Source organism: Arenibaculum pallidiluteum, from assembly GCF_017355985.1.
GTDB lineage: Bacteria > Pseudomonadota > Alphaproteobacteria > Azospirillales > Azospirillaceae > Arenibaculum > Arenibaculum pallidiluteum.
Window position 1 is genome coordinate 123,562 of the sequence record NZ_JAFIQU010000005.1, and the last position, 24,221, is coordinate 147,782.

24 protein-coding genes are annotated in these 24,221 nt (G+C 72.1%); 11 read left to right on the forward strand and 13 right to left on the reverse strand.

The window, feature by feature from the left end:
- Positions 1–55: 55 nt before the first annotated feature.
- On the reverse strand, positions 56–1,072 hold the full coding sequence (locus JUB13_RS12520; RefSeq protein ID WP_207479298.1) for a zinc-binding alcohol dehydrogenase family protein: 1,017 nt from the start codon (positions 1,070–1,072) through the stop codon (positions 56–58).
- 174 nt (positions 1,073–1,246) lie between these two features.
- On the opposite strand from JUB13_RS12520, the gene JUB13_RS12525 reads away from it, so the two are divergent.
- Entirely contained in the window at positions 1,247–2,146 is a 900-nt protein-coding gene (locus JUB13_RS12525; RefSeq protein ID WP_207479301.1) for a LysR family transcriptional regulator, read from the forward strand.
- On the opposite strand, the gene JUB13_RS12530 is transcribed toward JUB13_RS12525, so the two are convergent.
- A complete protein-coding gene (locus JUB13_RS12530) occupies positions 2,070–3,050 on the reverse strand; it encodes a DMT family transporter (RefSeq protein ID WP_207479303.1) in 981 nt (326 codons plus the stop codon). The two genes, JUB13_RS12525 and JUB13_RS12530, sit on opposite strands and share 77 nt — an antisense overlap.
- Positions 3,051–3,149: 99 nt before the next feature.
- Here JUB13_RS12530 and JUB13_RS12535 point away from each other — a divergent pair, with 99 nt between their 5' ends.
- The 3 genes from JUB13_RS12535 to JUB13_RS12545 all read left to right on the forward strand — a co-directional run bounded on the left by JUB13_RS12535 (position 3,150) and on the right by JUB13_RS12545 (position 5,079).
- Positions 3,150–3,692 (forward strand): MarR family winged helix-turn-helix transcriptional regulator, encoded by a 543-nt coding sequence (locus JUB13_RS12535; RefSeq protein WP_207479306.1) that lies wholly within the window; start codon positions 3,150–3,152, stop codon positions 3,690–3,692.
- Positions 3,693–3,770: 78 nt separating this feature from the next.
- Positions 3,771–4,838, forward strand: coding sequence for a TauD/TfdA family dioxygenase (locus tag JUB13_RS12540; protein WP_207479309.1), 1,068 nt, complete (start codon positions 3,771–3,773; stop codon positions 4,836–4,838).
- A gap of 79 nt (positions 4,839–4,917) precedes the next feature.
- Positions 4,918–5,079 (forward strand): hypothetical protein, encoded by a 162-nt coding sequence (locus tag JUB13_RS12545; RefSeq protein ID WP_207479312.1) that lies wholly within the window; start codon positions 4,918–4,920, stop codon positions 5,077–5,079.
- A 90-nt stretch (positions 5,080–5,169) separates the two neighbouring features.
- Here JUB13_RS12545 and JUB13_RS12550 read toward each other — a convergent pair whose 3' ends face one another.
- Positions 5,170–5,592 carry an organic hydroperoxide resistance protein gene (locus JUB13_RS12550; RefSeq protein WP_207479313.1) on the reverse strand — a complete coding sequence of 141 codons (423 nt, stop codon included), beginning with the start codon at positions 5,590–5,592 and terminating at the stop codon, positions 5,170–5,172.
- 177 nt (positions 5,593–5,769) lie between these two features.
- On the opposite strand from JUB13_RS12550, the gene JUB13_RS12555 reads away from it, so the two are divergent.
- Positions 5,770–6,270 carry a MarR family winged helix-turn-helix transcriptional regulator gene (locus tag JUB13_RS12555; RefSeq protein WP_207479316.1) on the forward strand — a complete coding sequence of 167 codons (501 nt, stop codon included), beginning with the start codon at positions 5,770–5,772 and terminating at the stop codon, positions 6,268–6,270.
- On the opposite strand, the gene JUB13_RS12560 is transcribed toward JUB13_RS12555, so the two are convergent.
- On the reverse strand, positions 6,267–7,520 hold the full coding sequence (locus JUB13_RS12560) for a glycosyltransferase (protein ID WP_207479318.1): 1,254 nt from the start codon (positions 7,518–7,520) through the stop codon (positions 6,267–6,269). The genes JUB13_RS12555 and JUB13_RS12560 overlap by 4 nt on opposite strands.
- Positions 7,521–7,724: 204 nt before the next feature.
- Between JUB13_RS12560 and asnB the strand changes: the two genes are divergently transcribed.
- The 3 genes from asnB to JUB13_RS12575 all read left to right on the forward strand — a co-directional run bounded on the left by asnB (position 7,725) and on the right by JUB13_RS12575 (position 11,609).
- Entirely contained in the window at positions 7,725–9,755 is a 2,031-nt protein-coding gene (gene asnB, locus JUB13_RS12565; RefSeq protein ID WP_207479321.1) for an asparagine synthase (glutamine-hydrolyzing), read from the forward strand.
- 14 nt (positions 9,756–9,769) lie between these two features.
- A complete protein-coding gene (locus JUB13_RS12570; RefSeq protein ID WP_207479323.1) occupies positions 9,770–10,960 on the forward strand; it encodes a glycosyltransferase family 4 protein in 1,191 nt (396 codons plus the stop codon).
- 106 nt (positions 10,961–11,066) lie between these two features.
- Positions 11,067–11,609 carry a 2'-5' RNA ligase family protein gene (locus JUB13_RS12575; RefSeq protein ID WP_207479326.1) on the forward strand — a complete coding sequence of 181 codons (543 nt, stop codon included), beginning with the start codon at positions 11,067–11,069 and terminating at the stop codon, positions 11,607–11,609.
- Here the strand turns inward: JUB13_RS12575 and JUB13_RS12580 are convergent.
- Positions 11,590–12,606: a flagellar motor protein MotB gene (locus tag JUB13_RS12580; RefSeq protein WP_207479329.1), complete on the reverse strand. Its 1,017-nt coding sequence runs from the start codon at positions 12,604–12,606 to the stop codon at positions 11,590–11,592. The two genes, JUB13_RS12575 and JUB13_RS12580, sit on opposite strands and share 20 nt — an antisense overlap.
- Before the next feature lie 3 nt (positions 12,607–12,609).
- Complete coding sequence (motA, locus tag JUB13_RS12585; protein ID WP_207479332.1) at positions 12,610–13,473, reverse strand: flagellar motor stator protein MotA; 864 nt, start codon at positions 13,471–13,473, stop codon at positions 12,610–12,612.
- Between the two features lie 123 nt (positions 13,474–13,596).
- Here motA and JUB13_RS12590 point away from each other — a divergent pair, with 123 nt between their 5' ends.
- From JUB13_RS12590 to JUB13_RS12600, 3 genes are all read left to right on the forward strand, one after another.
- The gene (locus tag JUB13_RS12590) at positions 13,597–13,899 is read left to right on the forward strand and encodes an HNH endonuclease (RefSeq protein WP_207479335.1); all 303 of its coding nucleotides are present in this window, start codon (positions 13,597–13,599) and stop codon (positions 13,897–13,899) included.
- A 28-nt stretch (positions 13,900–13,927) separates the two neighbouring features.
- Positions 13,928–14,746, forward strand: coding sequence for a phosphodiesterase (locus JUB13_RS12595; protein ID WP_207479337.1), 819 nt, complete (start codon positions 13,928–13,930; stop codon positions 14,744–14,746).
- Positions 14,747–14,825: 79 nt separating this feature from the next.
- Entirely contained in the window at positions 14,826–15,890 is a 1,065-nt protein-coding gene (locus JUB13_RS12600) for a GNAT family N-acetyltransferase (protein ID WP_207479339.1), read from the forward strand.
- Between the two features lie 52 nt (positions 15,891–15,942).
- On the opposite strand, the gene JUB13_RS31335 is transcribed toward JUB13_RS12600, so the two are convergent.
- The 7 genes from JUB13_RS31335 to JUB13_RS12635 form a co-directional block, all read right to left on the reverse strand.
- Positions 15,943–16,614 carry a PEP-CTERM sorting domain-containing protein gene (locus JUB13_RS31335; RefSeq protein WP_236024917.1) on the reverse strand — a complete coding sequence of 224 codons (672 nt, stop codon included), beginning with the start codon at positions 16,612–16,614 and terminating at the stop codon, positions 15,943–15,945.
- Positions 16,615–16,771: 157 nt separating this feature from the next.
- The gene (locus JUB13_RS12610; protein WP_207479342.1) at positions 16,772–17,521 is read right to left on the reverse strand and encodes a S1 family peptidase; all 750 of its coding nucleotides are present in this window, start codon (positions 17,519–17,521) and stop codon (positions 16,772–16,774) included.
- Between the two features lie 110 nt (positions 17,522–17,631).
- On the reverse strand, positions 17,632–18,855 hold the full coding sequence (locus tag JUB13_RS12615) for a TIGR03087 family PEP-CTERM/XrtA system glycosyltransferase (protein WP_207479345.1): 1,224 nt from the start codon (positions 18,853–18,855) through the stop codon (positions 17,632–17,634).
- Between the two features lie 23 nt (positions 18,856–18,878).
- Positions 18,879–19,997: a glycosyltransferase family 4 protein gene (locus JUB13_RS12620; RefSeq protein WP_207479348.1), complete on the reverse strand. Its 1,119-nt coding sequence runs from the start codon at positions 19,995–19,997 to the stop codon at positions 18,879–18,881.
- Positions 19,987–22,074, reverse strand: a complete 2,088-nt coding sequence (locus tag JUB13_RS12625) for an NAD-dependent epimerase/dehydratase family protein (protein ID WP_207479350.1) — start codon at positions 22,072–22,074, stop codon at positions 19,987–19,989. The genes JUB13_RS12620 and JUB13_RS12625 overlap by 11 nt, the downstream gene beginning before the upstream one ends.
- 11 nt (positions 22,075–22,085) lie before the next feature.
- Positions 22,086–22,301, reverse strand: coding sequence for a hypothetical protein (locus JUB13_RS12630; RefSeq protein ID WP_207479353.1), 216 nt, complete (start codon positions 22,299–22,301; stop codon positions 22,086–22,088).
- A 10-nt stretch (positions 22,302–22,311) separates the two neighbouring features.
- Positions 22,312–24,219, reverse strand: coding sequence for an XrtA/PEP-CTERM system amidotransferase (locus JUB13_RS12635; protein WP_207479356.1), 1,908 nt, complete (start codon positions 24,217–24,219; stop codon positions 22,312–22,314).
- Positions 24,220–24,221 lie beyond the last annotated feature (2 nt).

Genomic DNA, 24,221 nt, shown 5'->3' on the forward strand with positions numbered 1-24,221 from the left:
CGGCCAGGTGCGGCCTGGCCGGCGGGGCGTCGCGATCCGGATCCCGCGCGGACCGTCAGAATCCGGCCAGCACGATCTTTCCGATGGAACGGCCGCTCTCGATGGCGGCATGGGCCCGGCGCAGCGTGGCTGCGTCGATCCGTCCCATCATCTGCCCGGCCGTGGTGCGCAGCAGGCCCTCGTCCACGAGGTCGGCAACCTCGTTCAGCAGATGGTGCTGCTGGATCATGTCGGGCGTCTGGAACATCGGGCGCGTGAACATCAGCTCGGTGTGCAGGGCGACGGCCTTGCGCTTCAGGCGCATCACGTCCAGGCCCGCGGGATCGTCGATGAAGCAGATCGCTCCCTGCGGCGCCACGCTCTCGACGATCGCGTCCCAGTGCCGGTCCGTATGGGTCAGCGACAGGACATAGCGCACAGCCGGGTGCCCGATCGCGGCGAGCTGCTCGGGCACGGAAGCCGAATGGTCGATCACGTGATGGGCGCCGCGCTCGCGCACCCAGGCCTGCGACTCCGGACGCGACGCGGTGCCGATCACGGTCAACCCGGTCAGGCGCCGGGCGAGCTGCACGGCGATGGAGCCGACGCCGCCTGCCGCGCCGAGGATCAGGATCGCATCGCCGGTCCGGGACTTGCCGACGGGGATGCGGAACCGGTCGAACAGCGATTCCCAGGCGGTGATGGAGGTCAGCGGCAGCGCGGCCGCGTCCGCGAAGGACAGGCTGCGCGGCTTGCGGCCAACGATGCGCTCGTCGACCAAGGTGAACTCGGCATTGGTGCCGGGACGGGTCAGGTCACCCGCGAAGAAGACCTCGTCGCCGGGGCGGAAGAGGCTCGTCTCCGGACCGGCCGCCTCGACGACGCCCGCCGCGTCCCAGCCGAGGATCACCGGTGTCTCGGGAGATTCCGGCTTGCGGCTCTTGCGGACCTTGGTGTCGACGGGGTTCACGGAGATCGCCTCGATCCGGACCAGCAGGTCGCGGGCGCCGGGCGTCGGCGTCGGGGTCTCGAAGTCGATGAGGCTGCCCGCGTCCTCGGCGGGCAGGTTCTGGGTGAAGCCGATGGCCTTCATGTCACGGTCCTTCCTGGTGTGGCTTTGCTGGTGCGGTATTCCCGGCGGGACGGCATGCGTCCCGGGATCAGGCATCGAAGTTATGCCCGCGGCTTTCCGTGGCCCATTCACCGGTGGCGTAGATGTCCTCTACAATTCTGAATGGGGCCGGGCTGTCATCGCGGGGTTCTCTACATGATCGATTGGGACGACGTGCGAAGCTTCCTGGCCGTCGCGCGGCACGGCAGCCTTTCAGCCGGTGCCCGGGCGCTCGGCGTCAGCCAACCGACCATGGGACGGCGCCTGGCCGAGCTGGAATCCCGCCTTGGCACGCGGCTTTTCGACCGGCTTCCCTCGGGGCACGTGCCGACCGCCGCCGGGCGCGCCGTCCTGGAATCGGCCGAGCGCATGGAGGCCGAGGCGCTGGCGATCGAGCGCGGGAACGCCGGGCGCGATGTCGGCGTCGCCGGATTCGTGCGCGCGACCAGCCCGGACTGGATCGGCCGTATGTTCCTGGCGCCGCTGATCGCGGAGTTCTGTCGCGTGCAGCGGCGCGTCACGGTGGAGCTGGTGACCGATCCGCGGGCCTACAGCCTGGCGCGCCGAGAGGCGGACATCGCATTCCGCCTCGTCCCCTTCGAGCAGCAGGAGGTCGTCCAGCGCAAGCTGCTCGACATCGCCTACGCGCTCTATGCGGCGCCATCCTATCTCGACCGGCACGGAGTGCCCGACTTCGCAAAGGGCGCGCCGGGGCACGCGCTGGTCCTCCTGAACGAGGGGCTGGCGGCGGCGGCGGACACCGTGTGGCTGACCGCCTTGGCGCGCGAGGCAACGATCGCGTTCCGGTGCAACGACCGCGGTGCGATGGCCACCGCGGCGGAGGCCGGAGCCGGCCTCGCCGTCCTGCCGACCGTGCTGGCCGAAGGCGCCCGGGGCCTCGTGCGGGTGCCTTCCCCGCCGGCTCCGGGGAGGACGCTGTACCTCGGCGTGCACGCCGATTGCCGCGACCTGCCGCGGGTCAGGGCGCTGGTCGAGCACCTTGCGCCGGCATTGCGGACGGGCTCGGTCGCCGGGTCGACCGAGCCCGTCCGTTGACGATCATGACTCCTGCGGCGATCACCGCAGCCCCGGCCCAGACCCAGGGAGAGTAGGTCTCGCCGAAGGCGAGCGCGCCGGAAGCAAGGCCGCAGGCGGTCGCGACGTAGCCGATCTGGCTGAGATAGACGGGCCCGGCCACGCTCTGCAGCCGGAAGAAGAGCACCGCCTGGAGCGTCGATGCCGCGACCTGCGCCGCCAGCAGCCATGGCGTCGCAAGCGCCGAGCCAAGGACCAGGGGCGGCCAACCGCCGGCGAGCGCCGCCACGGCGACCCATGCGGCGCCCGCGAGCATGGTTCCGGCGGCCAGGGTCAGCGGGCTCGATCCCGCCGGCCAGCGCAGGGTCCGGTACACGTTGCCCGCGGCGACCGACACCGGAATGGCGAGGGCGAGCGCCATCCAGCCCAGGAGGTCCGGGGAGGGCAGCGCGCCTCGCGGCAGGACGATCAGCGCCGCACCCGCGAAGCCGATGCCGATCCCAAGGAGCCGTCGGGGGCCCGGCCGCTCCAGCCCAATCGCTGCGGCCATCAGCAGGGTCAGGAGCGGCGGCAGCGTGTAGACGACCGACGCCAAGCCGGCGCCGAGGCGCGGCACCGCCGCGAAGAGGATCATGTTGGGCAGCGCCATGGTGAGCAGGCCGGAGGCCGCCGAGTAGCGCAGGAGACGTCCTGTCCGCGGACGCGGCGCCCCCGTGGCGAGGGAGAGGGCCGACAGAGTAGCCCCGGCGCCCAGCAACATCCCGTACGCCCAGCCCAGCGGCGCGACGCCTGCCGCGGCGGCGAGCTTGGCCGCCGGAAACGTGGCGCCGATCAGGCCGCCCACGGCGAGCAGCAGCAGCAGCGGCTCCAGCCGCCTGGACTCCGTCTGCCTGCTGGCGGGATCGAGGAGGAGGCACTCCGCCATGTCGATCATCTCCGGAATATCTTTGTGCAAAGATATCCGTTCGCCGCTTTGCGTCAAGCCGGATCCGGGCTATCACGGAATGCCGAGGAGGCGGACCCGATGGTGCCGAAGGACGCGACCCAGTCCGCAGGCGATGCCGAGCCGGACCATGTCGACGAGCTGCGCGCCCAGTGGGCGCGGGAGATGCCGGGGCTGGACACCGAACCCATGGCCCTGCTCGGGCGCGCCTACCGCATCACGCGCCTGGCTCGCCCCGTCATCGAGGCGAACTTCGCGCGGTTCGGGATAGACGGCGGCGAGTTCGACGTGCTGGCGGCCCTGCGGCGCTCCGGCCCCCCGTTCACGCTGACGCCGACGCGGCTTTACGATCTGCTGATGATCTCCTCCGGTGGGCTCACGCATCGGCTCCGCCGTCTCGAGGAGGCGGGGCTCGTCGCGCGCGAGCCCTCGGCCGAGGACCGCCGCAGCCTCGCCGTCCGCCTTACCGCGCAGGGGCGGCAGATCGTCGAGGCCGCCTTCCGCGCCGACATGGAGGTGGAGGCCGGGCTGCTGGACGGCCTCGCCCCCGAGGATCGCCGCGCGCTGGAGGTGCTGCTGCGCAAGCTCCATAAGATCGTGCGTCAGCGCAGCCGCGCCGACTGAGCGGCCGTGCAGCCATCTGGCGACGCAGCCATCCGGTGATAGAGTGCGCCCCCTCGACAAGCACTGGGGAGGAGCGAGATGCCGGACGACGCCGCGAGGACCGACGGGCTGCCGCCCGAGATCACAGGCCCCTCGGCTTGGTACGGGCCCGACATGGCGCGCTCGCGCGACTGGATCATCCCGCTGGAGCCCAGCGAGGTCGCCGAGCTGGACGCCGCCGCAAGGCGGATCGCCGAGAGCGGCCGGGAGATCGCGACGCTGACGCGGGACGACTTCCCGCTGCCGACGCTCGGGCCGAGGCTCCTGTCCGTCCTGAAGGAGGTGCTGGACGGCCGGGGCTTCGCGCTGCTGCGGGGGCTGCCGGTGGAGCGATGGTCCATCCGCGAGGCGGCCGCCGCCTTCTTCGGGCTGGGAACGCATCTCGGCAGCGCGCGGTCCCAGAACGCCAAGGGCCACGTCCTCGGCCATGTCCGCGACCTGGGGCTGAGCTCCAGGGATCCCGCCGTGCGGATCTATCAGACGCGCGAGCGCCAGACCTTCCACACGGATTCCTGCGATGTGGTCGGCCTGCTTTGCCTGAAGACGGCGCGGGCGGGAGGGCTCTCGGCGCTCGTGAGCTCGGTCACGATCTTCAACGAGATGCGGCGGAGGCGGCCGGAGCTTCTCAAGCTGCTGCTGGAGCCCATCGCGACCGACCGGCGCGGCGAGGTGCCGGAGGGGCAGAGGCCCTACTTCATGATCCCGGTGTTCAACTGGTACCAGGGGCACCTGTCGGCGATCTACCAGCGGCAGTATGTCGATTCCGCCCAGCGATTTCCCGATGCGCCGCGGATCACGCCCGATCTCGCGGCGGCGCTGGACCTCCTCGACTCGCTGGCCGACGACCCGGCGCTCAACTTCACAATGGCGCTGGAGCCCGGCGACGTGCAGCTCGTCAACAATCACGTTCTGCTGCATGACCGGACGGACTTCGAGGACTGGCCGGAGCCCGAGCGCAAGAGGCACCTGCTGCGACTCTGGCTGGCCGCCGGAACGCGGCCCCTGCCGCCGGCCTATGCCGAGCGCTTCGGCTCCGTCGTCCCGGGGGCGCGCGGCGGGATCATCGTACCCGGCACCATGCTGAACGCGCCGCTGGACGCGATCTGAGGTCCGCGTCGGCGGCCATCCGCGGAACCCGTGCCGGAAATGCCGGTTCACCTGGTCCCAGCCGAGTGGAGCGCAGCCGATGACCACGGAGAAGGACCGGAGCCAGACCGAGCAGGATGTCTCCAGCCCGAATCAGGATCCGAACCACAAGGTCCCGGCCGACAGGCCCGGAGAGCCCCCGACCGCCCGGCAGCCGGGATCGCAGGGGACGCAGGACAGCATCAACACGACCTCGGCGTGAACGCCACGGCCCTGCCGGCGCGTGGCGCGCCGTCCCCGAGCCTCGTCGGAGGCTCGGGGACGACGACGCGCGGTCGGGGTCAGGATGCGGTCAGATCACCGAGACGCGGACGTCGAGGCTACCCTTGGTGGCGTGCGAGTACGGGCAGACCACATGGGCCTTGCCGGCAAGCCGCTCGGCCGTCTCGCGGTCGATGCCGGGCAGCGAGACGGCGAGCGCCACGTCGAGGCCGAAGCCGGTGCCGTCCTCGCGCGGGCCGATGCCGACGGTCGCGGTCACCGAGGCTTCCGCGGGGACCTTCACCTTCTCCTGGCCGGCGACGTATTTCAGGGCGCCGAGGAAGCAGGCGGAATAGCCCGCCGCGAAGAGCTGCTCGGGGTTGGTGCCGGTACCGCCGCCGCCGCCGAGCTCCTTCGGCGTGGAAAGCTGGACCTGCAGCCGGCCGTCCTCGCTGGCCGCCGTGCCCTCGCGGCCGCCCGTCGCGCTCGCCTTGGTCGTGTAGAGGATCGCCATCGTCGTTGCTCCCTTGTCTGGCCGCGTCGGAGCGGCGTTGGTGTATGGAGATGAGTATCGCACGATTAAATCGCACGCAAAGAAATAGCGCGCATATCGGTCATGCGGTCTTCGCGTTCGGCTGCGGGAGACCCCTTGCCTAGGCTGCCGGTTTCTTTTCGGAGCAGGCCGGCCTCAATGCAGAACACCGCAGCGGACAAGATCGCCAGGGACAGGCTCGCGGCGGGCGCGCTCGCCCTCGACCGCCAGCTCTGCTTCGCGGTCTATTCGGCGGGGCTCGCCTTCTCGCGCCGCTACAAGCCGATCCTGAACGCCCTTGGCCTGACCTACCCCCAATACCTCGTGATGCTCGTGCTCTGGGAGGAGGACGGCGGCTCGGTGAAGGATATCGGCGAAAGGCTCTCGCTCGATTCCGCGACGCTGACGCCGCTGCTCAAGCGCCTGGAGGAGGGCGGACTCGTCACCCGGGAGCGCGATCCCGCGGACGAGCGCCGGGTCCGCATCCGGCTGACGGAAGCAGGCCGCGCGCTCAGGGCGCGCGCGGAGCCGGTGCCCGCGATGATGGGCTGCGCCATCGGGCTACAATCAGAGGCGCTGGAGCGCCTCCGCGCGGATCTCGAGCACCTCCGCCGCTCCCTCTCCGGCGAGGAGGAGCGGGGCGGGGACGCTCCGGCCTAGCGGCGCTCCGCAGAAAGCCCGGCAGCCAGGCGCCACTGGGCCAGGACGCGCTCTGCCACGCCCTCCCAGGTATGCGCCTCGGCATGGGCGCGGATCCGTGCGGGATCCCACGGGCGCTGCAGCGCCTGGGCGAGGGCGGTTTGCAGGGCGGCGCGATCCTCGGCATCGCCGAAGACGATGCCGGCGAAGTCGGGGACCATGTGGCCGACATGGCCGACGCGGCTCGCCACGACGGGCCGCGCGCAGGCCATCGCCTCCCACACGACGTTGGGGCAGCCCTCGAGGTCGCTCGCCAGGACGAAGACGTCGGCGGCGGCCAGCCAGTCCGCCACGCCTTCGGGCGACTGGGGCCCCGCCATGATCACGTGGCGCTCCAGGCCGCGCTCGGCGATCCGCCGCGCGAGGTCCGCGCTGTTGTCGCCCTCCTTGCCCGGGCCGCCGACGATCGCGAAGGCCAGGTCCGGCACGTCGCGCAGCAGCTCCGGCAGGACATCCAGCACCCGGTGGAAGCCCTTGCGCGGCGACAAGTGCCCGACCGAGACGAGCAGCGGCCCCGCATGACCGCATCCGACGGCGCGGCGCGCCTCGGCCTTGTCCCGGGGGTGGAAGCGGGCGGCGTCGACGCCGTTCTCGATCACCGATACGCGCTCGCCCGGAACGCCCGCGGCCCGCGCCAGCGCCGCGAGCGGCTCCGCCACCGCGATGACGCGGTCGGCCTGGCGCAGTCCCCAGCGGGCTGCGCGTCCGCGCAAGGGATCCTCCCAGATCATGGGCAGGGTCCCGCGCTCGGTCATCACCACGGGAAGTCCGAGCCAGCGCCCCAGCAGCGCCGCGGCGAAGCCCTCGGGATAGGCGAAATGGGCGTCGATCAGGTCGAAGCCGCCGGTCTCGCGCATCAGGCGGCGCACTGTCGGCAGGGCCGAGATCGCGAGCGCAAACCCGTCGGTGGCTTTCAGGATCCCGGGAACGTAGCGGAAGGTCGGATGCGCGACGGGCAGGCCCGCGCGCCGCTCGGCGGTCACGGTGCTGTGCGGGCGCCAGGGAAAGCGCGCGACCGGCGCGACGACCCGGATGTCGGCATGTGCCGCCAGATGGCGCAGCCGCTCCTGAACGAAGAGCCCGTGCAGCGGCGCGCCGGGGTTCGGAAAGACAGTGCTGAGCGACAGGACGCGGAGCCGGGGCGCGTCGGCGGCCAGCGCCTCGGATGTGGGCAGGTCGCGGGGCGGGAGCGTGTTCAGGGCCTGTCGCATGGGATCCTTGGATGCAGCGCCGGTCCCACCATCGTGAGGGTGGAGGCGCTGCCGGCAAGGCTCCATGCGGATTACCGCTTCAAGCCCGATGCCACGTGGTTTCCCTCCAAAGATGGTCGGGTGATCGCCCGATGCGCCGCGCCGCGCCGCCGCGAGCCCGGCTAGCGTTGCATCGACCCGAGACGGTGTGGGGCTCGCCAAGTCATGTGCGGATTGACCGGTTTCCTCGATCTCAAGCGGGCGCGTCCGCGCGCCGAGATGCTGCGGATCGTCCGCGCCATGGCCGATGCCATGCTGCACCGGGGTCCCGATGGGGGAGGCGCCTGGGCCGACGAGGCCTCCGGCGTCGCGCTCGGTCACCGGCGCCTTGCCATCGTCGACCTGACGCCGGCCGGCGACCAGCCCATGGTCTCGGCGAGCGGACGCACGGTGATCGCCTATAACGGCGAGATCTACAACGCCGACGAGATCCGCCCCGCGCTGGAGGCCCGCGGCGTCCGCTTCCGCGGCCATTCGGACACAGAGGTGATCGTCGAGGCCTGCGAGGCCTGGGGCGTTCCGGAGGCCATGCGCCGCATCAACGGCATGTTCGCGATCGCGGTTTGGGACCGGTTCGAGCGGCGGCTGCACCTCGTGCGGGACCGGCTCGGGATCAAGCCGCTCTACTGGGGCCGCATGGGCGATACGATCCTCTTCGGCTCCCAGCCGAAGGCCCTGCGGCCGCATCCCGCCTGGCGCTCGGAGATCGACCGCGACTCGCTGGCGGGATTCCTGCGCTTCGCCTACCTGCCGGGCAGGCGCTCGATTCACCGCGGCCTCGCCCAGGTGGAGCCGGGCCGGATCCTGAGCTTTGGGCCCGACGGCACCCCGACCTCGCGGACCTACTGGGATGCCGCCACCGTCGCGGCGGCGTGCGCCGAGCGGCGCTTCAGGGGCGGCGAGGCCGAAGCCGTGGAGGCGCTGGACACCCTGCTGCGCGACGCCGTAAAGCGCCGCATGGTGGCCGACGTGCCGCTCGGCGCCTTCCTGTCGGGGGGCGTCGACAGCTCGCTGATCGTCGGCATCATGCAGCAGCTCTCGAGCCGCCCGGTGAAGACCTTCTCCATCGGCTTCGCCGAACAGGACTTCGACGAGGCGCCCCATGCCGCCCGCGTGGCCCGGCACCTCGGCACCGATCACGAGGCGCTCTACGTCTCGCCCGAGCAGGCGCTGGCGCTGGTCCCGCGGCTGCCGGAATGGTTCGACGAACCCTTCGCCGACCTTTCGCAGGTGGCGACCCTCCTCGTGGCCGACCTGGCGCGCAGCCAGGTGACGGTCGCGCTCTCCGGCGACGGTGGGGACGAGCTGTTCGCGGGTTATCCTCGCTACGGATTCGCAAGCGTTCTCGGCGGCCGGCTGGGCGTCCTGCCGGCGGGGCTCCGGCGCGGGCTCGCCGGCGCGCTGCGCGGGATCAGCCCCGAGGGCTGGGACCGGCTGGCGGCCGTACTTCCGGGCGGCCTCCGTCCCAAGCGGACCGGCGACCGCGCCCACAAGATCGCGGCCGTGCTCGACCTCGCCGAGCCCGAGCTGGTGTATCGCCAGATACTGAGCCAATGGGATCGCCCGGGCGACCTGGTACCCGGCGCGACCGAGCCGGTCGAAGCGGTTTGGACCGGCGGCGGCGGCATCCGCGCGCTGGACGACCTCGTCGAGCGGCTGCAGCTCCTGGACGTGACGACCTACCTGACCGACGACATCCTGGCGAAGGTCGATCGCGCGACCATGGCGGTTTCGCTCGAGGCGCGGGCGCCGATGCTGGACGATCACCGGGTCGTGGAATTCGCCTGGCGCCTGCCTCCGGAGCTCAAGCATGCCGGCGGGGAAGGCAAGCGGATCCTCAAGCGCGTTCTCGACCGCTACGTCCCGCGCGCGCTGGTGGAGCGGCCGAAGCAGGGCTTCGAGATCCCGATCTCGCACTGGCTGCGCGGCGGGCTGCGGGACTGGGCCGAGGACCTGCTCTCGGCGTCCGCCCTGGCCGATGCCGGCATCGAGGCCGCGCCCGTCCGGCGCCGCTGGGCCGAGCATCTGTCGGGCACGCGCAATTGGCAGTACTCGCTGTGGACCGTGCTGATGTTCCAGGAATGGCGCCGGCACTGGGCCGGCGATGCCGGACGGGTATCCGGCCATACACCTGGGGCGTCGCCGGCAGGAACGCGGGCCGTGGCGGCGTCCGGCGCCGCCCGCGCGATCGGCTGAGGAGGGCAGGACGCATGCGCATCCTCTTCCATCACCGCATCGCCTCGCGCGACGGGCAGTCCGTGCACATGGACGAGCTGATCGCGGCCCTGCGGCGCCGGGGCCACGCCGTGATGGTGACGGGTCCCGAGCAGATCGAGGAAGCCGAATTCGGCGCCGACGCCGGCTGGGTCGACCGGCTGAAGGCGCTGCTGCCGCGGCCGGTCTACGAGCTTCTGGAGCTCGGCTACAACATCGTCGCGTACCGGCGGCTGCGCCGCGCGTTCCGCGAGTTCCGGCCCGACTTCGTCTACGAGCGCTACAACCTCTTCACCCTGGCCGGCGTCTGGCTGGCGCGGAGCGCAGGCGTGCCCCTTCTCTCCGAGGTGAACGCCCCCCTCTGCGAGGAGCGGGCGCGGCATTCCGGCGGTCTCGCGCTGCGCCGGCTGGCTGCCTGGACCGAGCGCGCGGCTTGGCGCGGAGCCGACCGGGTCCTGCCGGTGACCGACGTGCTCGCGGACTACGTGCGCCGTGCGGGCGTCCCCGACGCCCGCATCGCCGTGATCCCCAACGGCATCGATCCCGCCCGCTTCGCCCGCGCTCCGGGGCGCGACGAGGCGAAGCGCCGCCTGGGGCTGGAGGGCCGGACGGTGCTGGGCTTCACCGGCTTCCTGCGCGCATGGCACGCGCTCGACCGGGCGCTGGACTTAGTGGAGCAGGACGCGGCGCTGCATCTGCTGGTGGTCGGCGACGGGCCGGGCAGGGCGCCGCTGGAGGCCGAGGCGGCGCGGCGCGGGCTCGCCGGCCGGGTCACCGTCACGGGCATCGTCGGCCGCGACGTGGTGGCCGACCACATCGCCGCCTTCGATATTGCGCTGCAGCCCGGCGTCACGCCCTATGCCTCGCCGCTGAAGCTGTTCGAGTACATGGCCCTGGGCTGTGCGATCCTGGCGCCCGACACGCGCAACATCCGCGAGATCCTGAAGCACGGGCGCGACGCGCTGCTGTTCGAGCCGAGTGCGCCAGAGGGGTTCGGCGCTGCGCTGCGAAGGCTGTGCGAGGATCCGGAGTTGCGGGCCCAGCTCGGCGCGGGCGCGCGCCGCACCATCGAGGAGCGCGACCTGACCTGGGACCGCAACGCCGACCGGGTCCTGGGACTGGCGGCCGAGGCCTTGGCGGAGCGGACGGCGCGGAGGACCGGCGCCCTCGTCCAGCCGGCGGAATAGTCGGCCCATCCGACGCGTGGGGCTTGCCGTGCCGGGCCGGGACCGCACCTTGGTGCGTGTCCCCGGTGCATGATTGCGGTTAGCTGGCCGCCGGGGCGGAGGGCCGATGACCGCCGACACCGAGGAAGCACCGCCGCTGATCGTCACCCTGGCGCTCGACTCCGGCTCGCAGGCCTGGTTCGAGGCGCTGCGCCGGGCTCACTTCCCGCCGGAACGAAACCTGATCCCCGCGCATCTCACGCTCTTTCACCACCTGCCTGGCCAGGCGGAGGCCGAGGTCGCGGCCGTCCTCGCGGGCGTTGCGGGCGCGCTCGCGCCCTTCGCCATGGCGGTCACGGGACTGCAGCCGCTGGGACGAGGCGTGGCCTTCACGCTGGAGTCGCCGGGGCTCCAGGCGCTGCGCAAGGATCTGGCCGGCCACTGGCAGGGATGGCTCCGGGCCCAGGACCGCCAGCCCTTCCGCCCGCACGTCACGGTCCAGAACAAGGCCGCGCCCGAGGCGGCCGCGGCATTGCTGGCCGCGCTCCGCACCGGATTCAGCCCGCGGCAGGTGCGGGCCGAGGGGCTGCTGCTGTGGCGCTACATGGGCGGCCCCTGGCAGGCCGCCGGGCGCTTCCCCTTCGCGTCCCTCAGTCCTTCGTGCCCGTGAGCAGGACGATGGACATCCTGCGGTTCTGCGGGGCCATGGGATCGCCCGCGACGAACGGCTCCACATCGGCGAGGCCGACCACGTTGGCGATGCGGGAGGGATTCAGGCCGGCCGCCTGCATCGCCATGCGGGTGGCGTTGGCGCGCTCGGTGGACAGGGCCCAGTTGTCTCGCCCGGATCCCTGAGCGAAGGGGCGCGCGTCGGTGTGGCCGCGGATCGAGACCTTGTTGGGCAGGGAGGAGATCGCGTGGGTCACCTGCTCCAGCAGCCGCGCGGTCCGGGCCTCCATCATGGAGCCGCCGCTGGGGAACAGGGAATAGTTAGCTTGGTCGACGATCTGGATGCGCAGGCCCTCTGGCGTGCGGTCGACGACGACGCTCTGGGCGATGTCCTGCAGTTCCGGGATCGAGCCCAGCGCCTCGCGCAGCGCCTTCCCCGCGGCCGTGAACCGGCGCTCCTCCGCCTCGGGACCCTCTTCCCGCTCGGCCGCCTTGGCCGCGTCGGCGGCCCGCATCGCGGCGGCGCGCTCGGCGGCGGACAGGGGGCGCTCCGGTGCGCGGTCGCGCGCCTCATCCTCGCGGTCACCCTGATGGTCCCCAGGCCCGCGCCCCGGCTGCTGCGCCGTCTCCTCGTTCTCCTCCTCGCTGTCCTCCATGCCGCCGATGGCCGCCGCCGAACCGACGGGCATGCCGGCCATTCCCATGGGCGTTCCGGTCCCCGCCGAAGAGCCCTTCACCGAGATGCTGACGCCGCCCAGGACGCCGCCGGCGCCGCTCGGGCCGCTGGACACGGCTACCGTCGGGTTGAAGTAGTCGGCGATGCCCTTGCGCTGCTCCTCGGTGGTCGAGCCCAGCAGCCACAAAAGCAGGAAGAACGCCATCATCGCGGTCACGAAGTCGGCATAGGCGACCTTCCACGCGCCGCCGTGATGGCCGTGATGCCCCTCCTCGACCTTCTTGATGATGATCGGGCGCTTGTTGTTGTCGCCTTCGGCCATGGTTCAGACCGCCGTCGCGTTCAGGACCTCGTCCAGCTCCGCGAAGCTGGGCTGGATCGGCGACGGAACATTGCCGCGCGCGACCTCGACCGAGACCTGCGGCGCGTTTCCGTTCAGATGCGAGATGATGGCATCCCGGATCACGGCGTAGAACTGCCCGTCCTCGTCGACGATCTGCCGGTAGCGCGCGGCGAAGGGGCCGATGAAGCCGTAGGCCAGGAACACGCCCAGGAAGGTGCCGACCAGCGCGCCGCCGATCAGCTTGCCCAGGACGGCCGGCGGCTGGTCGATCGAGGCCATCGTCTTGATCACGCCCAGCACGGCCGCGACGATGCCGAGGGCCGGCGTACCGTCCGCCATCGACTGGAGCGCGTCGCCGGGCTTCAGCGCCTCGTGGTGATGCTTCTTGAGCAGGCGTTCCATGGCATCAGCGACCTGGTGCGGGTCGTCCATGGACATGCTGACCATGCGCAGCGTGTCGCAGATGAAGTCCAGCGCGAAGTGGTCGTGCATGATCTTGGGAAACTTCTGGAAGATCGCACTGTCGTGCGGCTTGTCCAGGTGCTGCTCCAGCGCGATCAGGCCCTTGGTCTTCATCGTCTTCGTCAGGATGAAGAGCAGGGTCAGAAGGTCGCGGTAGTCGTCCTTCTTCCACTTCGGGCCGGAGAAGACCTGCTTCATGCCGCCCAGCGCGCCTTTCAGCACGGGGCCGCCATTGGAGATCAGGAAGGCGCCGACCGCGGCGCCGCCGATCATCATCATCTCGAAGGGGAGGGCGGCGATGATCAGCGACATCTTGCCCCCAGCGAGGATGTAGCCGCCGAAGACCATGATGAAGATCGTGACGATACCGATGATTGGGAGCATGGGGGCTTGTACGCGAAGGCCGGGGAAAGTGGGTCGTATACCACTTTCGGCTGAGGTTACCTATATGTGCGAAGGCATAGCCGCTTTCTTGTCATCGCCCGGCTCGCGCCCGATCTGAAGGCCATGCCCGCCGACCCGCATCGAGACCTGCCGATCTGCCCACTCTGCGACCGGCCGCTGGTTCGCGGCGCCAGCGTGAACGAGCACCACCTGGTGCCGCGGCGCTACAAGGGCACCGAAACCGTGCTGCTGCACCGGATCTGCCATGGCAAGATCCACGCGGTGCTGAGCGAGCGCGAGCTCCGCGACTGGTACCACACCATCGAACGGCTCCGCGGCCATCCCGAGATCGAGGCGTTCCGCCGCTGGATACACGGGAAGCCGCCGGAGTTCATGGCAAGACACCGCGGCGGGCGGCGGCGCTGACGCCGCCCGCCACGAGGGAGGATCCCCGATGCTGATCGCCCATCTCAGCGACTGCCACGTGCGACCCAGCGGCGACGACTACATGGGTGAGGTCGACACGGGCGCGGCGCTGGCGGCGGCCCTGGCCGAGATCGCTGCGCGCAGCCCGGTGCCGGACGTCGTCGTGCTTGGGGGTGATCTCGTCGATGCCGGCACCGAGACCGAGTACGAGCGCCTGGCCGGGATCCTGGCGTCGTTGCGCCAGCCGGTCTTCGCCATTCCGGGAAACCACGACCGGCGCGCGCTCCTGCTCGCGACCTTCGCCGCGCAGGGCTGGCCGCTGGAGCTCGACGGGTTCGTCCAGTACGCCGTGGAGGACTGGCCGCTGCGCATGCTGTTCCTGGACACGCTCGCGCCCGGCCGCGTCGAGGGGGAGCTCTGCGAGGCGCGGCTGGACTGGCTCGAGCGGAAGCTGGCCGAAGCGCCGGACCGTCCGACCCTCGTCTTCATGCACCATCCGCCCTTCGCCGTCGGCGTCGACTATATGGATGCCTGGAACCTGCGGCGCGGGGCCGAGCGCCTTGCGGCAATCCTGGCCGCCAACCCGCAGGTCGAGCGGCTGCTGTGCGGACACCTGCACCGCTCCGTCCAGCTCCGGTGGGCGGGCACGCTCGCCGTCGTCGCGCCATCGACCGCCCACCAGATCAACCTGGACCTGCGGCCCGACCCGCCCATGGCTTACCGCCTCGAGCCGCCGGGATACCTGCTGCACGCCCTGCTGCCCGGAGGCGGCCTGGTCACGCATCTCGTGCCGGTCGGCAAGTTCGGCCCGGCCCGGTCGTTCCGCGACGGCGCCCCCGTCGCCTGAGTTGGGTCTTATCCGTTCGGGCGTGGTAGCGCCGATGCGGGGCTGCCTGTCCGGCGGGCCCTGATGGTAGGACCGATCCATGACCGGCCTGCCACTCTCCGCCGCGGCGGCATCCTGCCCCCTGGTTCTCGAGCGATCGGCCACCCTGACGGGGCTGCGGCTGCCGCCGCCGGCCGACTTCTTCGACAGTGCGGCGTGGTTCGAGATCCTGGCGGGGACCTGCCTTCCACCGGGTTCGTCGGTCCAGATCCACCTGGTCTGCGACGGTGGGGGACCGCTCTTGGCGCTGCCCATGGCGCGAGAGGGGGCCCTGCTGGGGGCGATCGCCAATTTCTACACCTGCAGGTTCGGTCCGCCCCGCCGCGAGGATGACGACGGCGGCTCGGCGCTCGCCGAGGCGGTCGAGCACTGGGCCCGCGCGCTGCGCCGGGGTTCCGAGCGGCCGGGACGGCTCCGCTTCCAGGCGCTGGACGATCCCGGACCTCTTCGCGCCGGGCTGCGCAGGGCTGGATGGCTTACGGAAACCTGGCCCCATTTCGGCAACTGGTACCAGCCAGTGGCCGGGATAGGCTTCGGGGATTACTGGTCCGGGCGGCCGCAGCGCCTGCGCAACACGGTGGCGCGCAAGGCGCGCGCGCTGGGCCGCGCCGGTCACCGCGCGGAATTCGCCGTCGTGACCGACCCCGAGCGCGCCGTCGCCCTCTACGAGACCGTCTACGCGCAGAGCTGGAAGGCCCCGGAGCCGCACCCCGGCTTCATGCCGGCGCTGATCCGACGGGGCATGCCGCTGGGCGCGGTGCGGGTCGGCGCCATGACCATCGACGGGGAGCCGGCGGCCGCCCAGGTCTGGCTGGTCTGGCGCCGCCGCGCCACGATCTTCAAGCTCGCCTATGCCGAATCCTTCGGCCGGTGGTCGCCCGGCTCGCTGCTGACGCGCCACATGATGGAGGACCTGCTGGAGCAGGGCGCCGCGGACGAGGTCGACTTCGGCTGCGGGGACGACCCCTACAAGCAGGACTGGCTGCCGAACAGGCGCCAGCGCTGGGGCCTCGCCGCCTACGATCCCGCCACCCTGTCGGGCCTGTCGGGGGCGGCGCGGAACCTGCTGCCGCGGCTGTGGCGCCGCGGCATCGCGCCGGGCTGAGACGCGCGTCAGCCTGGCGGAGGAAGTCAGGCCCTGGACCGGCCGCCGCTGGTCAGGCCGGATCTCGCCGGCGTGCAGCGGCCGCCAGGCCGGCGAGCCCGAAGCCCAGCAGCGCGATCGTCGCGGGCTCGGGCACTGGCGCGGCGGCGATGGTGAGATTGTCCATCACGACCAGGAAGTCGTTGCGGACCTGGCCGCCGGGACCGCCGATATGCACGCCCGTGATGGGATCGTCGCTGGTGATGCCCCAGAAGCTGCCGCTCAGGCGGAAGTCCATGGTCGCGCCGGAGGCGAAGCTCACCGTCGCGGTGGGCGAGAAGATCAGATAGATCATGTCGAAGGCGACGCCGTAAACCCCGCCGCCCTCGGCAAGGGACGTGGTTCCGAAGGACAGTGCGAAGGAGCCGTTGCACGCCGCGCAGTAGGCCGGGTTGCCGGGCTGGTTCGTGATGGCGTTGTTGTCGGGGAAGAAGGTGGTCCGGTACGTGGTCTCGCCGAAGATCGCGCTCATGCGCGCATCGCTGTGATAGTCGTAGTCTGGCCCGTCGATGATGTCGCCGCGGAGGTATTCGGGGTTGCTGTAGTCGTCCGTGACGCTCATGCCGATGGCGGCTCCGAAGAGGCTCCGGTTCGCATAGAGCGTTGCGGCGTCGGCCTGATCCGCAGCGGCCAGAGAGGCGGCTGCGAGGGTGGCAGCCAGGAGGGCGCGTGCAGGTGTCTTCATCGTTGGCCTCGGGGTTCGGGGGGCTTTGGCCGACGGCTGCAAGCATCGCGCCATGGCGCTCGAGGCCAGGCACAGCGCGGATCCACACCCCGGGATCCGGCGGCTGTGTAAGATTTTCCGACACGATGGGAAGCTGAAGGGCGGGCGGGGTCGCCCGCTAGCGCCAGCACTCGACACGCCAGGTCCAGCGCCGCGCCTCGGCCAGGAGGACGTCGTCACCCGCGGGATCGCCGGGCTCGGCCCGGTCGGCCTTGACCCCTGCACGCGCAAGCAGATCCATTGCGGCGGCGGGAGCCACCGCGATGCCGACGTCGCTGCCGCCGTCCGCGCGGTCGATGCGGCCGCGTACGACCCCGATCACGAGCCCCGACTGGTCGAGAACGGGGCTGCCACTGTGCCCATGGCGGATCGGGCCGCCGAGGGGGAAGACCGGTGCCTGCGTGGGATCGCCGGCATGCACTGCGGTCAGCGTCGCCAGCACGGTCGGCGCGCCGATCGCAGGGAAGCCCACGACGGCACCATGCAGCGAGCGCGCCCGTCCGGGGGCCGCGCTGAAGCGCGCCCAGGTCTCGGCCCGGGTCCCGGCGCGGAGCACAGCGAGGTCGGCCTCCGCGTCCGAGGCGAGCGCGAGCGCCACGTGGCGGCCGCGGCCGGGCGCGAAGACGGTCAGGGCCGCGCAGCCGTCGATCACATGGTGGTTGGTCATCACCTCGCCGCCGGGACCGACGGCGAAGCCGCTGCCGACGCCGGCCAGCCGGCCAGGCCCGGCCGAGCGCGGGGCCGCGACGATGGCACGTGCGACCTGCGCGCGCCGGGCCTCGATCCCCTCCGCCTCCGCAGCGCTGAGCGGCCCGCCCGGGCAGGCGTCGGCCGGCACGCGGCTGACGGTACCGCGGGTCGGGTCCATGCAGGGGACGACCTCCGGACGGCCTGCGAGGGCGACGCGCTCCGGCGCCGGAGCCGCGCAGCCCGCGAGGACGAGACATACGAAACCGAACGCCGCCAGCCCGCGCATGCTCAGGCGACCGCCCGTGCGGCGCGCGGGCGCGGCGCCGCGATCACCGCGTCGAGCGCCGCGAGGCGCGCCGGCCAGCTGTAGCGCGCCACCACGCAGCGCCGCGCGGCCGCCCCCATGCCGTCATGGACACCGGCCGCGGCGGCGGCCGCGGCCTCGACGAAGTCGTCGGCGCTCTCCGCCAGCAGCAGCTCGCGCCCGGGCTCGGCATCGATGCCGGTCCAGGCCTGCGGCGATGCGATGACGGGCAGCGCCATGGACATGGCTTCCAGCACCTTGTTCTGAATGCCTCGGGCGATCCGAAGCGGCGCGACGGCCGCCGCCGCATGGGCCATGTAGGGCCGCACGTCGGGGACGCGGCCGGTGACGAGGATGCCGGGATCGGCCGCCAGCGACCGGACCGCCGGGGCCGGGTCGGCGCCGACGATCGCGAAGCGGGCGCCGGGAACCCGCCGGCGCAGTCCGGGCAGGACCGCGTCGGCGAACCAGCAGACCGCGTCGACATTGGGCCAATAGCCCATATGCCCGGTGAACACGAAGGTCGGGGCCCCGTCGGGATAGGGCGAGGGCAGGGGGCGCGGCGAGAAGTACTCGGCATCCACCCCGTTGCCGACGGCCCAGGTCCGCTCCGCGCTCTCGGGGGCGAGGGTCCGGAACAGCTCGGCCTCGGGCTCGCTGACGAAGAGCGAGGCGTCCGCGGCCCGGGCGATCCGGCGGTCCTCGGCCAGGACCAGCCGGGCCTCGCGCCGGTAGACCCAGCGCATCGGCGCGCCGGCGCGGGTCGCGTACTCCGCCCACTTGGCGCCATCCACGTCGGCGAAGTCCATCACGATCCGGCGCGGGCGCAGCGGGTGGTCGATCACGTACTGCGCCATGGCCGAGGAGAAGACATAGGCGATCTCGGGGCGCGTCTCGCGCAGGACCCGGTCGACCCAGGCCATCAGCCCGGCGTCGCGGAAGAAGGCGAAGCTGAGCGGTGCGCCCCGGCGCAGGCCGTCGAGATAGCGGAGCTTGCCCCAGCGCCTGTCGACACGCGCGAAATGGGCGCTCTCGGTCATCACCCGCATCACGGGCTCGTGCTCGTAGTCGTGCGGGTCGTCGATCAGGCAGCCGAGATGGATCCTGTGCTCCGACCGGAGATGCTGCAGGATCTGGTATGGCCGGATCTTCTCGCCCTTGTTGGGCGGGAAGGGAATCCGGTGGGTCAGGAACAGGATGTCGGCCATCGATCCCCCAGTCGGCTCGTGGATCAGCTCGTGAAGAGGCGCTCGTAGGACGCCACCATGCGGTCGAGGTCGTATTCGGCGACGGTGCGTTCCCGGTTCGCCTCGCCGATGCGCCCGCGCAGCGCGGGATCCCCGAGCAGCCGGGACAGCGCGCGGCCGAAGCCGTGCTCGTCCGTCTTGGGCACGACGAAGCCGTCGTTCTCCGGCGCCAGCATGGCGCGGACGTCGCCGACATCGGTCGCGACCACCGGAAGACCCGCCGCCGTCGCTTCCAGCAGGCTGATCGGCATCTGCTCGGTGTCCGAGGACAGAGCGTAGACGTCGAAGGCCGCCAGGGCGTCCTCGGGCCGGGCGAGCGACCCCGGGAACAACACGTCGTCCTGCACGCCGAGCCTGCGCGCCAGCGCCTCCAGCGCGGGCCGCTCGGGCCCGTCGCCGACCAGCACGAGCTGGCGGCCGGCATCCCCGACGTCCTTCCGCGGCAGCGCCGCGAAGGCGCGGATGAGCCGGGCATAGTTCTTCTCGGCCCGCTGGGCGCCGACGGTTCCCACCACCAGCGCGCCGGGGCGCAGGCCCGCAAGCGTCGCCCGCCGGGGCGCGAACCGCCCGATATCGACGCCGTTGGGGACGTATTCGACGCGCTTCCGGTCGAGCCGCCAGACCTCCTTCGCGATCCGCTCCAGAAGCCGCGAGGGCACGACCACACGCGTGCGGCCGGTGAGGGATAGCCGCCGGAACCAGACGCGCCGCGGGATCTGGCGTCCGTCAGCCTCGTCCGGTCCGAAGCCGTCCTCGAAATGGACGTGCCGGGAGCGCGGGCGCAACCTATGCACCAGGGCCCATTCGATCGCGCCCCAGTTGTAGGTCAGCAGGCTGTCGGGCCGGCGCTCCCCGATCATCCGGGCGAAGGCCGCGAGCCGTCCTGGGCTCAGCCCCCGACCGCCACCCGGCGGCACCCCGACCAGATCGACGTCCAGGGACGCATCGAGGCGCGCGGCGCAGTCGAACTTCCCGTCCATGGCGACGATCGTGTGCCGGAACCGGCGTCCCAGCCGGTTCGCGACCGTGGTGAAGCGGACCTCCGGTCCGCCCACCGCGAAGGTCGAGAAGACATGCAGGAGGTGCTGCGGTTCAGCCGGCATGGACGGCGAAGGCCCTTTCGATGAAGCGGGCGCGGTCGGCGACCGGCTGCCAGCCGAGGTCACGCTTGATGTCCTCGGTGTCGAAGCGCGCGGGCGCCCCGCGCGAGGCGAGGTCCGCGCGGTTGGGGAAGGCCGCATCCTTGCGGCCCGCCGCCTTCTTGACGGCCCATTTCAAGAGCTCGACCGCAAACTGGAAGCCGAGGCTCTGCGGGTGGAATACGAGCGGCCGGCCAAGCGCCCTCGCGAGCTGCTCGGTGTACTCGCGGGCCGTCAGCCGGACGTCGCCGACCACATTGTAGCTGCGGCCCACGGCCGCCGGCGCCTCGATCGCGCGGAGGATGGCGTCGGCCACGTCCTCGGCCAAGACCAGGGGCAGGGGATTGGTCCCCGCATTCCAGCCCAGGCAGTGGCGCTCGCGGTTGTAGAAGCCGATGCCGGAGTGGAAGGCGATGCCGCCCTCGCCGACGACCACCCCGGGGCGCAGGATCGTCACCGGCAGGCCGCGCTCGCGATGCATGCGCATCAGCAGGGTGTCCGCCGCGGCCTTGGCGCGGGTGTAGAAGTCCCGGGTCTCGGCCCTGGGATCCGGCGGGGTCTCGCCGGTGATGACCGCCTGCGGGTCGCCGAGGTCGAGCGCCGCGATGGTGCCGACATGGACCAGGCGGCGCACCCCGGCGTCGAGGCAGGCCTCTGCCACGCCGCGGGCGCCGCCCACGATGGCGCGCTCCATGCCCTCCCAGGTGGTGGCGCCGCCGCCATGGGCCAGGTTGATCACCACCGGGACGCCCTCGACCGCGCGGCGCACGTCCTCGGCGCGCGAGGCATCGCCGCGCACCAGCACCACGCCGGGCCCGTGAAAGCGGTCGGGCAGGTTGTTCAGGTTGCGGGCCATCACGGCGACCTTGCTGCCGCGGGCGGTCAGCTTTCCCACCAGATGCTGGCCGATGAACCCGGTCCCGCCGATCACCAGGACGTCGCAGGCGGCGTTCTGGGGCACCGGGGCCGGGCGCCGGCGGGCCCGTTCCGGGACGGCCGCGGCGATGCGCTCGCAGGCCTCGACCAGCCTCCGGCCCAGCGCCCCGTCGAGCGAGGCGCGATCGGTCTCCAGGGCCTGATAGAAGGCCCGGATGCTTCCCGACATGCTGCGGAAGAAGGCATCGGAGCGCGGCTTCAGCTTCAGCACCGAAAGCGCGTAGGAGGCGAGGTTCCGCCGGCTCTGCGCCGCGAGCTGGCGGGCCGCTGCCAGCCCGCTCTGGAAGGAGTCGAAGCAGTCCATGCCCTTGCCGGGCTCCTGGCGGACGGCGCGGTCGTTGATGCAGTCAGCCGTCATCATGCCGTCGTCGCACAACGCCTGGACCTGCCAGACCGGGTAGGTCTGGCCCAGCGAGAACTGGAGCTGCGCGGTCCCCCGCGCGCAGGTCATGGACACGAGCCAGGTGGTGTTCAGCTCGATGTCGCCGAACCGGCGCGCCGGCGCCGGCGTGACCGAGATCTCGCCGATCGGGCCGAGCAGGTCCTCGATCTGGGACATCGGGTGGACCGCCTGCTCCAGCAGCAGGTTGCGCGGCCGGTCGAACATCCAGTGGCCGAACTGGCGCGCCGAAAGCTGGGCGAGCGGCATGTTGTAGAGCACGCAGACATGCCGCAAGGGGCCGAGCTCGCCGCGGTCGACCGCCTCCTTGAGCGCGCGGTGCGCCGGGTGATGCACGAAGTTCTGGTTCACGGAGACGGCGCGTCCGGCGCTGCGCGCGGCCTCCTGCAGGGCGGCGCAGTCCGCGCCCGTCTCGGCCATCGGCTTCTCCACCAGCACGTCCAGCCCGGCGCGCAGCAGGGCCTCGGCCGGGGCGCGGTGGTGGGGCGGCGGGGTCAGGACATGCGCGACGGTGCAGGTTCCGGCGGCGATCAGCTCCTCGATGGAGCCGTAGACGGCCGGGATGCCCCAGCGGCGCGCCAGCGCCTCGGCGCGCCCGCGCGCCGGGTCGACGACCGCGGCCAGCCGGACCGAAGGAAGCGCCTTCAGCGCCTCCGCGTGGACGTCCGCGATGTATCCGGCGCCGACGAGAGCGACATGGTGCAAGACGGGACTCCTCATTGCTTGATGGTCTGGCGCGGGTTGGGGCGGCCGCCGCGCGGCGCGGCGGCGCGGCGGCCGTGGGGCGGCTTCCGGCGGGTCGGAGCGGGGGCATCCGACGGGTCCCTGATTCCGAACACCCCGCCGGTCGGCGGCTTGCGGTCATGGGTGACGGCCCAGTGGAAGACCATGCCGACCATGACGAGGCCAAAGAGGAAGTAGAGCGTGTCCATGCCGGCGCCCCTACTCGGCCGCCGCCGGCATGGCCGCGGCCGTGCCGGTGCGCAGGAATGCGTCGAACATCAGCAGGGACCACAGCACCCGGCCGTGGTCGCGCAGGCCCGAGGCGTGCTCGGCCGCGCAGCGCTTCAGCGCGGCGGCGTCGAAGAGGCCGCTCTCCGTCAGGGGCGAGCGGTCCACCGCCGCGCGCACGCGCTCGGAGAGGCCGCCGCGCAGCCAGCCCGCCAGCGGCGTCGAGAAGCCCTGCTTGCGACGGTAGATCACCTCGCGCGGGAGCCAGGGCTCGATGGCCTTCTTCAGGAGGCTCTTGCCGGTGCCGCCTCCGACCTTCGCCGCCGTCGGCAGGCTTGCGGCCCATTCCACAAGCGTGTGGTCGAGCATCGGCGCCCTGACCTCGAGCCCGTGGGCCATGCTGGCGCGGTCGACCTTCACCAGCATGTCGCCGGCTAGGCCGAGCTTGATGTCCACGTACTGCGCGCGGGCGATCGGGTCGTTGGTGCCGGCGCGCGTTGCGTGCAGGCGCACGGTGTCCTCGGCGGTGTAGCCGTCCAGCGCGCGCAGCGCGTCCCCCGACAGCAGGCGGTGGCGCAGCGGCGTGGGCGCAAGGGTCACGGCCCGGAACCAGCCGCCGGCCGCATCGGCCGCCAGCGCCTCGAAGGTGCTCTTGCCGCGCAGCCAGCGCGGTGCCCAGTCGAGCTTCGGGTAGGACCGGGCCAGCGCGCCGAAGACCGGCCGGCGCAGCGCCGCGGGCAGCAGCCCCTTCGCGCGCTCCTCCCGGGCATGGGCGAGATAGCGGGGATAGCCCGCGAAGACCTCGTCCCCGCCATCGCCCGAGAGCGCCACCGTGACCTGCCGCCGCGCCATGCCGCAGAGCAGGTAGGTCGGCAGCGCCGAATCGTCGGCGAAAGGCTCGCCGTAGACCTCGGCCAGCCGGTCGATCAGGGAAGCCGCGTCCACCTCGACGGTGTCGCAGGCATGGCGGGTGCCGAAGATCCCGGCGACCCGGGCAGCATGGGCGGACTCATCGAAGCGCGGGTCCGAGAAGCCGATGGAGCAGGTGCGCACGGACGTGCTCAGCGCCTCGGCCATGCAGCCGACGACCGCGCTGGAATCGACCCCTCCCGACAGGAAGGCGCCGAGCGGCACCTCGGATTCGAGGCAGCCACGGACGGAGCCGCGCAGCCGCTCCAGCAGCTCCTCCGGAGCGGGCTCGGTTCCCCGCGGCTCGAAGCGCAGGTCCCACCAGGCCACGGGGGCCGCGGCCGGCCTCCCCGGGGCGAGCAGCAGCCGGTGCCCTGGCGCCAGCTTGAAGACACCCCTGCGGATGGTGCGCGGGTCGGGCACGTAGCCGAAGGCCATGTAGTCCTCGACCGCCAGCGGATCGATCTCGGGCTCCTCGTCCAGCCCGGCGAGAAGCGCCGGCAGCTCGGAGGCGAAGAGCAGCAGGCCGTCCGGCGTGCGCGTCCAGTAGAGCGGCTTCTCGCCGAGCCTGTCGCGCGCCAGCAGCAGCGTCCCGCCCCGTCCGTCCCAGAGCGCCAGCGCGAACATGCCCTTCAGGCGGGACAGGCAGTCCTCGCCCCATTCCTCCCAGCCATGGACGATCACCTCGCAGTCGCTGCCGGTGCGGAAGTTGTGGCCGCGGGCGCGCAGCTCCTCGCGGAGTTCGTGGTGATTGTAGATCTCGCCATTGCAGATCAGGACGATGCGGCCGTCCTCGTTGAAGAGCGGCTGGCGTCCGCCCGCGAGGTCGATGATGGCCAGCCGCCGGTGGCCCAGCGCGACACCGGGCTCCAGATGGGCATCGCCCCCGTCCGGCCCGCGGTGGGCGAGACGGTTCGTCATCCGCCGCAGCCGCGCCGGCGCGATGGGGCGGCGGCCGATGAGGTCGAAGGCGCCTGCGATCCCGCACATGG

Coding starts and splice junctions, on each gene's coding strand:
- JUB13_RS12545 (WP_207479312.1), top strand. CDS start 4,918: ATGACCACGGAGAAGGACCGGAGCCAGACCGAGCAGGATGTCTCCAGC.
- JUB13_RS12550 (WP_207479313.1), bottom strand. CDS start 5,592: ATGGCGATCCTCTACACGACCAAGGCGAGCGCGACGGGCGGCCGCGAG.
- JUB13_RS12600 (WP_207479339.1), top strand. CDS start 14,826: ATGACCGGCCTGCCACTCTCCGCCGCGGCGGCATCCTGCCCCCTGGTT.
- JUB13_RS31335 (WP_236024917.1), bottom strand. CDS start 16,614: ATGAAGACACCTGCACGCGCCCTCCTGGCTGCCACCCTCGCAGCCGCC.
- JUB13_RS12520 (WP_207479298.1), bottom strand. CDS start 1,072: ATGAAGGCCATCGGCTTCACCCAGAACCTGCCCGCCGAGGACGCGGGC.
- JUB13_RS12575 (WP_207479326.1), top strand. CDS start 11,067: ATGACCGCCGACACCGAGGAAGCACCGCCGCTGATCGTCACCCTGGCG.
- JUB13_RS12590 (WP_207479335.1), top strand. CDS start 13,597: ATGCCCGCCGACCCGCATCGAGACCTGCCGATCTGCCCACTCTGCGAC.
- JUB13_RS12620 (WP_207479348.1), bottom strand. CDS start 19,997: ATGCCGGCTGAACCGCAGCACCTCCTGCATGTCTTCTCGACCTTCGCG.
- JUB13_RS12560 (WP_207479318.1), bottom strand. CDS start 7,520: ATGCGACAGGCCCTGAACACGCTCCCGCCCCGCGACCTGCCCACATCC.
- JUB13_RS12535 (WP_207479306.1), top strand. CDS start 3,150: ATGGTGCCGAAGGACGCGACCCAGTCCGCAGGCGATGCCGAGCCGGAC.
- JUB13_RS12615 (WP_207479345.1), bottom strand. CDS start 18,855: ATGGCCGACATCCTGTTCCTGACCCACCGGATTCCCTTCCCGCCCAAC.
- JUB13_RS12530 (WP_207479303.1), bottom strand. CDS start 3,050: ATGGCGGAGTGCCTCCTCCTCGATCCCGCCAGCAGGCAGACGGAGTCC.
- JUB13_RS12595 (WP_207479337.1), top strand. CDS start 13,928: ATGCTGATCGCCCATCTCAGCGACTGCCACGTGCGACCCAGCGGCGAC.
- JUB13_RS12540 (WP_207479309.1), top strand. CDS start 3,771: ATGCCGGACGACGCCGCGAGGACCGACGGGCTGCCGCCCGAGATCACA.
- JUB13_RS12525 (WP_207479301.1), top strand. CDS start 1,247: ATGATCGATTGGGACGACGTGCGAAGCTTCCTGGCCGTCGCGCGGCAC.
- JUB13_RS12570 (WP_207479323.1), top strand. CDS start 9,770: ATGCGCATCCTCTTCCATCACCGCATCGCCTCGCGCGACGGGCAGTCC.
- JUB13_RS12610 (WP_207479342.1), bottom strand. CDS start 17,521: ATGGACCCGACCCGCGGTACCGTCAGCCGCGTGCCGGCCGACGCCTGC.
- JUB13_RS12630 (WP_207479353.1), bottom strand. CDS start 22,301: ATGGACACGCTCTACTTCCTCTTTGGCCTCGTCATGGTCGGCATGGTC.
- asnB (WP_207479321.1), top strand. CDS start 7,725: ATGTGCGGATTGACCGGTTTCCTCGATCTCAAGCGGGCGCGTCCGCGC.
- JUB13_RS12635 (WP_207479356.1), bottom strand. CDS start 24,219: ATGTGCGGGATCGCAGGCGCCTTCGACCTCATCGGCCGCCGCCCCATC.
- JUB13_RS12580 (WP_207479329.1), bottom strand. CDS start 12,606: ATGGCCGAAGGCGACAACAACAAGCGCCCGATCATCATCAAGAAGGTC.
- motA (WP_207479332.1), bottom strand. CDS start 13,473: ATGCTCCCAATCATCGGTATCGTCACGATCTTCATCATGGTCTTCGGC.
- JUB13_RS12555 (WP_207479316.1), top strand. CDS start 5,770: ATGCAGAACACCGCAGCGGACAAGATCGCCAGGGACAGGCTCGCGGCG.